10 protein-coding genes and 1 other RNA gene are annotated in these 12,049 nt (G+C 49.3%); 7 read left to right on the forward strand and 4 right to left on the reverse strand.

What is annotated here, in order from left to right:
• Positions 1-44 precede the first annotated feature (44 nt).
• Entirely contained in the window at positions 45-1,388 is a 1,344-nt protein-coding gene (gene xseA / locus SIL79_RS13560) for an exodeoxyribonuclease VII large subunit (protein WP_319619363.1), read from the reverse strand.
• 117 nt (positions 1,389-1,505) lie between these two features.
• On the opposite strand from xseA, the gene guaB reads away from it, so the two are divergent.
• The 5 genes from guaB (at position 1,506) to SIL79_RS13585 (ending at position 8,600) form a co-directional block, all read left to right on the forward strand.
• Positions 1,506-2,972, forward strand: coding sequence for an IMP dehydrogenase (guaB, locus tag SIL79_RS13565; RefSeq protein ID WP_071477409.1), 1,467 nt, complete (start codon positions 1,506-1,508; stop codon positions 2,970-2,972).
• 103 nt (positions 2,973-3,075) lie between these two features.
• Complete coding sequence (gene guaA, locus SIL79_RS13570) at positions 3,076-4,653, forward strand: glutamine-hydrolyzing GMP synthase (protein WP_028779200.1); 1,578 nt, start codon at positions 3,076-3,078, stop codon at positions 4,651-4,653.
• 162 nt (positions 4,654-4,815) lie between these two features.
• Positions 4,816-5,966, forward strand: a protein-coding gene (locus SIL79_RS13575) for an IS3 family transposase (RefSeq protein ID WP_162207129.1) whose coding sequence is annotated in 2 segments (ribosomal slippage) — positions 4,816-5,059 and positions 5,059-5,966 — 1,152 coding nt in all. Because the reading frame shifts where the segments join, the coding sequence is not laid out codon by codon here.
• A gap of 272 nt (positions 5,967-6,238) precedes the next feature.
• Positions 6,239-8,176: a hypothetical protein gene (locus tag SIL79_RS13580; RefSeq protein WP_233962480.1), complete on the forward strand. Its 1,938-nt coding sequence runs from the start codon at positions 6,239-6,241 to the stop codon at positions 8,174-8,176.
• A 157-nt stretch (positions 8,177-8,333) separates the two neighbouring features.
• Positions 8,334-8,600, forward strand: a complete 267-nt coding sequence (locus SIL79_RS13585) for a hypothetical protein (RefSeq protein WP_319619364.1) — start codon at positions 8,334-8,336, stop codon at positions 8,598-8,600.
• 543 nt (positions 8,601-9,143) lie between these two features.
• Here the strand turns inward: SIL79_RS13585 and ssrA are convergent.
• Both ssrA and smpB read right to left on the reverse strand, forming a co-directional pair.
• Positions 9,144-9,498, reverse strand: a transfer-messenger RNA (tmRNA) gene (gene ssrA, locus SIL79_RS13590).
• Positions 9,499-9,613: 115 nt separating this feature from the next.
• Positions 9,614-10,099 (reverse strand): SsrA-binding protein SmpB, encoded by a 486-nt coding sequence (gene smpB / locus SIL79_RS13595; protein ID WP_025009743.1) that lies wholly within the window; start codon positions 10,097-10,099, stop codon positions 9,614-9,616.
• Between the two features lie 207 nt (positions 10,100-10,306).
• Between smpB and SIL79_RS13600 the strand changes: the two genes are divergently transcribed.
• Both SIL79_RS13600 and SIL79_RS13605 read left to right on the forward strand, forming a co-directional pair.
• Positions 10,307-10,744, forward strand: a complete 438-nt coding sequence (locus SIL79_RS13600; RefSeq protein ID WP_039032716.1) for an SRPBCC family protein — start codon at positions 10,307-10,309, stop codon at positions 10,742-10,744.
• The gene (locus SIL79_RS13605; protein ID WP_039032717.1) at positions 10,734-11,069 is read left to right on the forward strand and encodes an RnfH family protein; all 336 of its coding nucleotides are present in this window, start codon (positions 10,734-10,736) and stop codon (positions 11,067-11,069) included. Before SIL79_RS13600 ends, SIL79_RS13605 begins: the two co-directional genes overlap by 11 nt.
• Before the next feature lie 83 nt (positions 11,070-11,152).
• Here SIL79_RS13605 and SIL79_RS13610 read toward each other — a convergent pair whose 3' ends face one another.
• Positions 11,153-11,650 (reverse strand): outer membrane protein assembly factor BamE, encoded by a 498-nt coding sequence (locus tag SIL79_RS13610; protein ID WP_039032718.1) that lies wholly within the window; start codon positions 11,648-11,650, stop codon positions 11,153-11,155.
• Positions 11,651-12,049 lie beyond the last annotated feature (399 nt).

Genomic DNA, 12,049 nt, shown 5'->3' on the forward strand with positions numbered 1-12,049 from the left:
AATTCGGTTCCCTTCTCCGGCGAGGAGCATTTATCTGATTGATGCTATTCCTCTATGATGGCTTCAATTCTTGAGAGCAGCGCGCCCTGTTTCAACTGGGTACGCATCTGCTCGCCGACCACGGCGTCCTGGCTGTTTTCGAGGATTTTCCCGGCTTCGTTCTTGCTGATGCTGTAACCTCTGGACAGAGTCGATAGTGGGCTGACACTTTCCAGCGAATGGGCGCCGGCCCCCAGGCGTGCCTTGGCCTCTTTCAGTTTATCGGCGATGGCATCCTGCAACTGTTGACCGAGATAATTCAATCTGTTGCCTTCCAGGCTCAGCTTGTGGGCCGGACTCTGGGCTTCGAGGCGGCTCTTGAGCTGTAGCTGTCTGTGTTCCAGCCGGTGCAGGCGATTGTTGATGGCGGCCGTCATTCTCAGTTGCTGCTCATCAAACTGCTGTACCAGCTGTTCCAGCCGCCGCTTGGGATCCTGGCGTTGCAATTTGTGATCCAGCAGTGACAGCTGTTGGCGTTTGGCTAAGTGCCAGTGTTGCCAGCCCTGGCGCAGCCTGGCCATGGCAGTGGCCAGCTTTTGCCGCTTGTTGTCGACATCCTGGGATACCAGCTCGGCGGCGGCCGATGGGGTAGGGGCACGCAGATCGGCGACATAGTCACTGATACAGGTATCCACTTCATGGCCCACCGCTGAAATTACCGGCAGGGCGCTGTTGTAGATGGCGTGGGCCAGGTTTTCATCGTTGAAACACCACATATCTTCCAGGCTGCCGCCGCCGCGGGTCAGCAGTAACAGATCCACCTCCAGCCTCTGGTTGGCCAAGGTGAGTGCCTCAATAAGCTGGTTGGCGGCAGTGTCGCCCTGAACCTGTGAGGGGTAGATCACCACTTCGATGGAAGGATCGCGGCGTTTCAGTACATGCAGTACATCGCGTATGGCGGCGCCAGTGGGGGAGGTGATCACCCCGATGCGCTGGATGTTGGCCGGTAGTGGTCGTTTGGTCTCGGCGGCAAACAGGCCTTCGGCCGCGAGCTTCTGCTTCAGCGCTTCATACTGCTGCGCCAGCAAGCCATCACCGGCAGGCAGCATGGTTTCGATAAGCAGTTGATAATCGCCCCTAGGCTCATAGACACTCAGGGCTGCCCGCACCAGCACTTGCTGGCCGTTGACCGGGCGGAAGGTCACATTCTGATTGCGGCCACGGAACATGGCGCAGCGAATTTGTGAGTGGTTGTCCTTGAGTGTCAGATACCAATGGCCCGAGCTTGGGCTGGCAAAGTTGGAAATTTCGCCATTGAGCCAAATCCTGCCGAGGTTTCCCTCCAACAAGGCACGAACTTCGGCATTGAGGCGGGAGACGGTATATACCTGTTTTTTGAGCTCTGGCATGGAATTTGCGTTCAAATTGGAATTTTTCTCTATTTTCCCATTTACCACCCCGGGGTTGCAAGGTATAATGCCGCCGCAATATTTCACCTTCAATCTAACCCCCGGGGAGATGTTGCAATGCTACGATTAATTAAAGAAGCGCTTACCTTTGACGATGTGCTGCTGGTTCCGGCCCACTCGACCGTTCTCCCTAATACCGCCAATCTCAAGACCCGTCTGACCGACAAAATCGAACTGAATATCCCTCTGGTGTCCGCTGCAATGGACACAGTGACCGAAGCCCGTTTGGCAATCGCCATGGCGCAAGAAGGTGGCTTGGGCTTTATTCATAAGAATATGAGTATTGAACAGCAGGCCGAAGAAGTTCGTAAAGTGAAGATCTATGAAGCAGGTGTGGTTCAACAGCCTGTAACAGTAACACCTTCCACGACACTGGCCGAGCTTAAGGTATTAACCGAAAAGAACGGATTTGCCGGCTATCCGGTAATCAATGACGCCAACGAACTGGTGGGTATCATCACTGGCCGTGACGTGCGCTTCGTGACCGATACCAACCGCCTGGTTTCTGAAATCATGACCCCGAAAGAGCGTCTGGTGACTGTACCTGAAGGCACCAAGCTGGATGAAGTACAAAAGCTGATGCACTCCAACCGCATTGAAAAAGTGCTGGTTGTGAATGATGAATTCCAGCTTAAGGGCCTGATCACTGTTAAAGACTTCGAGAAAGCCGAGCGTAAGCCCAATGCCTGTAAAGATGAGCTGGGCCGTCTGCGTGTTGGCGCCGCTGTTGGTGCTGGTCCAGGTAACGAAGAGCGTGTTGATGCGCTGGTCAAAGCCGGTGTCGATGTACTCTTGATTGATTCATCCCACGGCCATTCTGAAGGGGTACTGCAGCGTATTCGCGATACCCGTGCCAAGTATCCGGATCTGCAAATCGTTGGCGGCAACGTGGCGACCGCCGAAGGCGCCCTGGCGCTGGTAGAAGCCGGTGTGAATGCGGTTAAAGTCGGTATTGGCCCTGGCTCCATCTGTACTACCCGTATCGTTACCGGTGTGGGCGTCCCGCAAATCACTGCGGTTTCCGATGCCGCTGCTGCCATTAAGCATCTGGGTATCCCAGTGATTGCCGATGGCGGTATCCGTTTTTCAGGCGATCTGGCCAAGGCGCTGGCCGCCGGTGCATCTTGCATCATGGCAGGTTCCATGTTTGCCGGTACCGATGAGTCTCCAGGTGAAACTGAACTCTACAAGGGCCGTGCCTATAAGTCTTACCGAGGTATGGGCTCACTGGGCGCCATGTCTCAGGGCTCTTCCGATCGCTACTTCCAGAGCGACAACGCCGCCGACAAACTGGTACCTGAAGGTATTGAAGGCCGTGTTCCCTATAAAGGTAAAATCAAAGAGATTATCCATCAGTACATGGGCGGTTTGCGTTCCTGTATGGGGCTGACAGGCTGCGCCACCATTCAGGAATTGGGCGATAAGGCCCAGTTCGTCAAGGTGACTTCTGCCGGTATGGGCGAATCCCACGTTCACGATGTGACTATCTCCAAAGAAGCGCCGAACTACCGTTCAGGCGTTTAACAAATTCGGGGCGGCATGAGTGTCGCCCTTGGTTTATAAGCAGATAAAAACTGTGCCTGTTACGGCAGGCACTGCAATCAAACTAAAGAGATAAAGGTTATCAATGAGCAATATTCATGAGCACAAGATACTGATCCTTGATTTCGGATCCCAGTATACCCAGCTGATTGCCCGTCGTATCCGCGAAATTGGCGTCTACTGTGAACTCTGGGCCTGGGATGTCAGTGAAGAGCAGATCCGCGAGTTTGCCCCTCAGGGCATTATTCTGGCCGGTGGTCCCGAGAGTGTCACCGCCGACAATTCTCCCCGAGCCCCAGAGTATGTGTTCAATGCAGGCGTGCCTGTACTGGGTATCTGTTACGGTATGCAGACCATGAGCGAGCAGCTGGGTGGCAAAGTTATCCAGGGCATAGGCGAGGGCGAGTTCGGTTACGCGCAAATCGAACTGCTGGCCGAATCTGCACTGTTTAAAAACATCGAAGATGCCGTTAACGAAGCCGGTCGTCCATTGCTGGATGTATGGATGAGCCACGGTGACAAAGTCTCGGCTATCCCTGAAGGCTTTGTCGCGGTTGCCAAGACCGAAACCTGCCCATTCGCCGCCATGGCCAATGAAGCCAAAGGTTTCTACGGCGTGCAGTTCCACCCTGAAGTGACCCACACCCGTCAGGGCAAGCGCATGCTGGAGCATTTCGCGCTGGAAATCTGTGGCTGTGAAGCCAAGTGGAAACCCGCTTCCATCATCGAAGACGCCGTTGAGCGCCTTAAAAAGCAGATAGGTGACGATGAAGTGATACTGGCGCTTTCCGGTGGGGTTGACTCCTCTGTTACCGCCATGCTGCTGCACCGCGCCATCGGCGACAGACTCACCTGTGTGTTTGTCGACAACGGCCTGCTGCGTCTGAACGAAGGCGAGCAAGTGATGGAGATGTTCGGCGACCACTTCGGTCTTAACATCATCAAGGTTGAAGCCGAAGACAGATTCCTCAATGCCCTCAAAGGCGAAAACGACCCAGAAGCCAAGCGCAAGATCATCGGCCGGGTGTTTGTGGAAATCTTCGACGAAGAAGCCGGTAAGTGCGTTAACGCCAAGTGGCTGGCCCAGGGCACCATCTACCCTGATGTCATCGAGTCTGCCGGCAGCGCCACAGGCAAGGCCCATGTGATCAAGTCACATCATAACGTCGGCGGCCTGCCGGAAGATATGGAGCTGGGTCTGGTTGAACCGCTGCGTGAACTGTTCAAAGACGAAGTACGCAAGATTGGCCTGGAGCTGGGTCTGCCTTACGACATGCTCTATCGCCACCCATTCCCTGGCCCAGGCCTGGGCGTACGGGTACTCGGCGAAGTCAAGAAAGAGTACTGCGATCTGCTGCGCCGCGCCGATGCCATCTTCATCGAAGAGCTGCGCAAAGCCGAACTGTACGACCGTGTCAGCCAGGCCTTCACTGTGTTCCTGCCGGTTCGCAGCGTAGGTGTAATGGGCGATGGCCGCAAGTACGACTGGGTTGTGTCTCTGCGCGCCGTGGAAACCATCGACTTTATGACTGCCCATTGGGCTCACCTGCCGTACGACTTCCTCGGCCGGGTGTCCAACCGCATCATCAATGAAATCGACGGCATCTCCCGCGTGGTGTATGACATCTCAGGCAAGCCACCGGCAACGATTGAGTGGGAATAATCCCTCTCGGGATAGTGATTAAAAAAAGGCGCTTCGGCGCCTTTTTTCTATTGGTACTTATATCAATTTGTGAATACTTTTATAGGTTTTTTGGGGCAGTGATCCGCCCCGGTAGTTTTGGACACCACGCTAAGCGAGTAAAATCGTTTAACGAGGTGAACAATGACATCAAAGACCAAACGACAAACCTATACATCTGAGTACAAAGCTGAAGCCCTTAAACTAGCAAAAATCAAAGGGGTAAGCGCCGCCGCTAAAGAGCTGGGTATATACGGCTCCCAACTCTACAACTGGCGTAATGCCGCAGAGAAAAATACGAACACCAGTCAGCGCGAAGCTGAGCTCACGGCCGAAGTGGCGCGACTCAAACGCCAGCTCGCAGAGCAAACAGAGGACCTCGCCATTCTAAAAAAGGCGGCTACCTACTTCGCGAAGAATCAAAAGTGAACCGGTTTGCATTCATGCTTGAGCACCAGCATCGCTTCTCTGTAAAGCGTATGACTGTTGTGCTCAAGGTCTCGCGTAGTGGGTATTATGCATGGCGTAACGCCAGCTCCGAGCTTGGTAAACGACAACTGAAACGTGATGACAGCGATAGGAAAATCAAGGCCGCATTTGACGCCAGCAAACAGCGCGATGGTGCCCGACGCATTCAGGCTGAACTGGCAGATAACGGCGAGAGAGTCAATGTAAAAACCATTGCTGATAGCATGAGACGGCAACAGCTCGTGCCCAAAGCAGCCCGCAAATTCAAAGTGACGACCAACAGCGACCATTGCCTTCCTGTGGCGCCAAATCTGCTTGGGAGAGACTTTACCGCTGCGGCGCCCAATGAAAAATGGGTGGGCGACATCACCTACCTGATGACCAGCGAGGGCTGGCTGTACTTGGCCGTTATCATCGACCTTTACTCACGCGCTGTCGTAGGGTGGGCGATGAGCCCCCGAATGACAGCTGACTTAACCTGTGATGCGCTCCGTATGGCACTGTTTCGTCGCGGTATGCCCACAGGAGTCATCGTTCACAGCGATAGAGGCAGCCAGTACTGCTCACACGCTTATCGAAACCTAGCTTTGGCGCATGGTTTGAAGATAAGCATGAGCCGTAAAGGGAATTGTTGGGATAATGCTTGCGCCGAAAGCTTCTTCCACTCGTTGAAGGTTGAAGCGGTGCAATACGAGCCAATCATGAATCGAGAAACAATGCGTCGGGCTGTGTTTGAATACATTGAGGTTGATTACAATCGAACAAGAAGGCACAGTGCTCTGGGCTATATCAGTCCAGAAAACTACGAACTAAAGAGTGTTGCTTAGTAGCGTGTCCTGTATTAGCGGTGCGGATCAGGGTGGCCGATTGTGAGCAGGTCCCGGAGTTGGCCCGAATCAATGGCGAGCTTGGCCGTTTGGGTGCCTATTGAAGCTATGGCTGACCGATGACGTGCGAACTGCCCAGTTCGGCCAGTCAACAATCCTTGCTGTTCTCAGTAAGATCGAGGCGACGCAGGAGAAAAGGGGTAAGATCATGACCAAGATTGCTATGCCGAGGTCTGATCTATAAAAAGGCAGTAATGCTGGCTCTCAAATAGATGTTTCACTATATTAATGTTCGTAAAAAAAATATGGATAGGTTTGTTTTGGGAGGGAGTGCATTGTCTAGTATAAGTTATCCTTATTCGGTTTCTGTTGTTGATGCCATCAAAAATAACTATGAGTCATTTAGATTCGAGACGCATTATCTTTCCCATAAAGGATTGTATACAGATGGTGAAAGAATTTATGCAGTTATTCAAGAGGTTCTCGGTGATGAAGAAAAGAGGGTTGCATTAGAGAATCGCTATGAGGAGTTTAGAACGATAGCGATTCCTCCCGTAGTCATTGTTGGTGAAAAGCTTCCTGATTTTATCAAGATTCCACTTAGAGACTCTTTCGAAAAATCCCACTTGTTTGGTCAGCCGCTTGTTATGGATGAGTTTATTAATCAGTTAAATATTCACATTCCTAAAAAGTATCATCCATTTAATGCTGATATGAAGTGGGGTACGAATGAGTTTAAAATTGTACTGAAGAACGAAGTAACTAATGATGAGAAAGAAGAGATTCAGCTTATATGTGAGTCTTTAGGTCATCAGGGGTTTGATTATATTTTCGAGGTCAATCCAGAGATTAGTGATTATCCAGGAGTAGTCGATTTCAATACTAACTCTAGACATAATCTTCAAATTATAGCTAGCGGTCTAATTCAAAATCAGTTTTCTCGAAATATTTTGGATAGGTACGAGGAAGATGAAGAGTTTTGGGTTGAAAATAGGAAGAATATTTTTAGTGGTAATGATGTAAATCGTAATAATATATATTTGCCTAATGATTTTTTGAGGGGCACTAAATGCTTCGTAGATGCTTCAGTATTTGAGCGCAGAAACTTGAGGGTATATTTATCTCTTTATGAGAAGATTGTTATAGCGCTGCCATTTAAATCTAAAGAAAGAGATTTTTATGGGATGTTTGGTATAAATCCACTTGAGTTAAAGGAGCTTATCACTAGAGGTAGGTTGCTTTTTGTTGTGCCACAGAATTTAGCAAGATACTCGCAAAGCCTATTGCAGGAAATTATAGAGGCAAACCCGAATTCAATAATATTCTCTAGACGATTGGCAGCAACAGCAATTCAGGGTATTCAAAAGAAGACTGGCATTGTTGGTTCCACGTTTTCAAGTGATGAACAATATGATTTTCTCTATTATTGTGCGAGGTCTAATAACGAAGGACTCAAGTTTTTAGCAAAGTCTCTTTCTGAACAATGGCAGTTTTCAGAGTATATGATAGATAAAGAAGGCGCTGCCTCTGTTTTTAGGGCCGGATTTTCTAATTTGGCTACTAAGCTATTTGAAGCTAAAGGAAAGGATTTATCCATTGAGCTTGCTACAGCCAGCTCTAGCTTTGAGTTTGCTCAAGGATTAAATGCACATCACTTTCCATTTGATTCCGAGCAGTATTCAGAGGTTGCGGCTTGCGAAGCTGTTAGCAGTCTTTATAGTGGAGTGATTGACAACTCTCAGTTTATTAGAGAGTCTGAAATTAGCATGCTCTTGGAGAATGTTTTAGCAATTAATAATGATATGAATGTACTAGAGCTGGATGATGCTCTTACTAGCAATAGCCTTAGAGCCATCCCTGATATATTGAAAGGTTACTCCAATTTAAGTAATGATGAGCTAAGTTTAAAATTGTATGAACTTAGAAAAGAGCTCATGCAAATAGAAAGAAATAGAGGAAATTTAGCAGCTTTAGATTTCACTGGAGCATTTTGGCCATTAGTAGCCGGAGCAGCCATGGAATACAATGGTGTTCCTGGTGGTGCTTATGTATCTCTTGGTGGCTGGTTGTTAAAGGCATTGTGCCATTATAGTGGTCAGTCAAAACTAGCTGATAATCCTATATTTACACGGTTATCTAGCATTAATCACAGAGTGTCTCAAGACGCTATTATCATTAAAAGGTGTCGAGACTCTATTGGGAAGTATTAATAATTTATTTCTGGTCTACGGGGGGAAGTTGGTTGGTGGAGACTAAAGAGCGTGGTTTAGAAATAGAGAATAAATTACATGATATTAAAAAAATACAGGACAGCCATATCTTTTTGATGTTTCACACTGATGCTAAACCCGCGAGGTGATCGCCAGCGTGTCAAAGGATTACCGCAGCCCAAAAACGTGGCTGGGCAGTGAAGATGAAAACGTGCTCAAGCTGCTATCTGAACTCATGAAAACGGTAGCCGAGCTGGCAACCATCTGTGCCAGTCATACCCACAGCACCAGCCCGGCACCGAATGAGGCTGGAGACGGCGAGTGCAGCAGCCGCGCAAAAGGCCAGGCTAGACCCAATCACCAAGTAAACCATAGACAACCCAGTATTTACTCGATACCGGCTCAGCTCCCACAAGGAACCTGAGCCGTTTTTCATATCAGCCCACAGTAAAGCCCCACCCAACAATCAAAACTGACGATGCTGCAGCACAGACGCGGCTGGCTATTCTGGCCACGTAAATCACCACCTACGCAATTCTACGTCACGAAATTCGCACTCTTCCTCACCCTCCTGCGCAGTTTGCACCTCAATTTATTTTCAGTTTTGAATTTGTTCAGTTTATGGCGCCACCAAGCGCAGACACTGGGCCTGAGAAAGGATCGAAGATCTGAAAAGATCGCGGTTAATTTCACTGTTTTACAGTTCCACTAGGTTGGATTGACCATGGATGCAGGAGTGAAAGCCGCAGCAGCACGGGGTTTTGCGTGGATTACGTGAGGGTATGAGAGAAAGCCAGAAAACGGCGGCCATACTAAAGCAGTTGATCAATAAGACATTGAGAGGATCCAGAACTGAAAAGAAGGGAAGTGGCAGCACTCCGCAATTTCTCTGCTGCCACTTTGCTGCCATTTTCAATAAATCGGCAAAGAAAAAGGGTTAGCATTTCTGCTAACCCTTTGTTTTATTTGGTGGAGGCGGCGGGACTTGAACCCGCGTCCGAAAAACCTACGCTCAAGGCGCTACATGCTTAGTCTCTCTTTTATTTAACCGGTTGAACTCCGAAAGACAGGATTCCAAACGGTGAGCCTGGTACTGTTTCGCGGTTCACCCCCAGACAAGGTTCCCTCGCTAGCACTATGTAAGGTGACCATCAAATCCACTGCCCATGTGCGAGACCTGTGGTAGATGGCTAGCGGCCTTAAGCTGCTAGAGCGTAGTTATCGTCGTTTGCAACTATAACTGTGCGGCTTTTTACGAGGCCAACCGCCCCTCGGCATGCTCCCGGAGTTTCGCGAATCCCGTCGAATCCAGAATCGCCCCCGTGATGTATCGATTGTAACCCCTTTACCACCTGCTTACCAAGGCTTTAATTAGCAAAGGACAATCACTTGCTGGTTATCCGTACAATTGGCGTGCGAAATAACAGCAAATATCAGTTACTTGCTCTTCATGACCCGGGCTTTTTCGATAGCCCAGTCACGTTGTTTAATATCGTCGCGTTTATCGTGGGCTTTCTTGCCCTTACCCAAGCCTATCTCAACCTTGACCCAGGCCCCTTTACGCCAGTACATGGAGATGGGCACTATGGCGTAACCCTGCCTTTCAACCAAGCCGGCCAGACGGTCCAGTTCACGGCGATTAAGCAGCAGTTTACGCATGCGGGTTGGGTCGCAGACCACATGAGTCGATGCCGCGCTGAGTGGGGTGATATTACAGTTGTGCAGGAAGGCTTCGCCATTTTTCAGCATGACAAAGCTTTCCGACAGATTCACCTTGCCGGCGCGGATGGATTTGACCTCCCATCCCATTAGGGACAGACCGGCCTCGAATTTTTCATCGAAGCGATATTCAAAGGTCGCACGCTTGTTCCGGGCAATGGTTGCCGGAGCGTTTGCGGATTTTTTTGCATTCTTCTTAGCCATAGGCTGGCTATTATACGCAGCAGCAGCCAATTTGGAATTGGCCTGGAAGAATATTTTGAGTTGCGGGCAGTAGCTTAGGGTTTTGTTGCTGGCTTTTTGAGCGCTTACAGAGGTAGAACTCATTGCGATGGAACAAAGGATGCGTTTTTTGACCGGCATGCTAAAATCCGGGTCTGTTTTGAGTCAGCCAAGAGTATCAACCAACGGATGCCACAGATTTCCCGCAGTGTTCTGGTACGTTACAGTGCGATGCAGATGTACCAGCTAGTCAATGATGTCGAGTCCTATAAAGAGTTTCTCCCTGGTTGCGTTGGCGGCAAGGTGTTGGAGTTTGATGGCAAAACCATGCTGGCGTCGGTAGATATCAGTAAAGCCGGGATCAGCAAGACCTTTACCACCCGTAATCAGGTGGTGGAGGGTAAAAGTATTGAGCTGCAACTGGAGAATGGCCCTTTCAAGCATTTGACCGGTCATTGGTATTTTACCGAGTTGGCAGAAGATGCATGTAAGGTGGAGTTTGAGTTGAATTTTGAGTTCTCCAGCGCCTTGGTGGGTATGGCATTCGGCAAGGTATTCAAAGAGCTGGTTACCTCTATGGTTACGGCTTTTACTCAAAGGGCGAAGGAAGTATACAGTGGCAAGTGAACAGGAAAAATTCAGTGTCGATGTTATTTATGCCTTACCGACACAACAGAAAGTGATCAGTGTTTCCGTGACGCCGGGTACCAGTTTTATCGAGGCTGTGCGTCAGAGTAACATCCAGGCTTTTTTCCCTGAGATTGACTTGGAAACGGTGAAACTCGGCACCTTCAGCCGTCAGGTCAAACACGATGACGAAGTTGAACCCGGGCAGAGAATTGAAATCTATCGTCCTTTGATTGCCGACCCTAAAGAGGTACGCCGTAAGCGTGCCGAGAAGGCCGCGGAGGAAGGGCGGATCAATAAAGTGACCGGCGCCAAAATCAACTGAGTTACTTTGCTGAATCCAAGACATTAAAAAAGCGCCAACAGGCGCTTTTTTAATGTCTTGGATTCAAGTTTAGGCGTAAGCCATTACTTACGGTCCTGTTCGTGTTTATTCATTTTGGTTGGATCCTGCTCTTCAACCAAAGGTTTTTCATCGCCGCGTTGCTGTGGGATCTGCGGCGTCAGCTCAGGGCTGTTGGCCATTGGCAGGCTACTTTGTTCCAGCGGGGTATTGAATTCATTACTCAGTTCGTAATCCCCTGTGACCTTGGCCAATTGATCGCCACTAAAGTGCAGGATCAGTTCTTTATGGGTAATGCTGGCATCACGACCACTCTTGTAATGGTAAACATAGTACCAGGTATCATCCTTGAAGCTGTCCCGCAGTACAGGACGCCCAAGCACAAATTCCACCTGCTCCTTGGTCATGTCGATGCGTAGCTTTTCCACCTGCTGAGGCTCCATATAGTTGCCCTGTGGAATATCAGGCTTGTACACCAGCCAGTCAAAGACACTGCAGGCACTGAGTGAGAGGGTGAGCGCACTAACGCTCAGCAGGGTAAGACTTTGCTTTTTAATTGACATTGAATGTGCTACTTCATGAAAAACTGTCGGCCATAATACCCAAGCCCAGCCCGTGCTGACAAGGGCTATTGACTCGGCGCTTGAGGCTTCGACAACATAAAAGTGACTTGGTTCGTCTCGCTGTTGCAAAATTGTTGTTTTGGCTCAAATTAACCTCTGGAAAATAGAATAAATTCACGGGAGGGGCTTATTTTAGTCGCTTCGGACAAAATCGGTGCCAGATCGACTAACAAGAAATTTTGAACTCGCTTTACCGGCTTGCAATAAGCCTACTGCAGCATTGAAAACCATTTGTATTTAAAAGACTTATTTTTAAATACGTTCAAAATTTCGGTTATCAAGGCCTATAAAGCTGGCTATACTGAAACTCCCGTGATAGGCCCAAGTAAAAGCTGCTTT

Source organism: Shewanella indica (assembly GCF_033842865.1).
Classification (GTDB): domain Bacteria; phylum Pseudomonadota; class Gammaproteobacteria; order Enterobacterales; family Shewanellaceae; genus Shewanella; species Shewanella indica.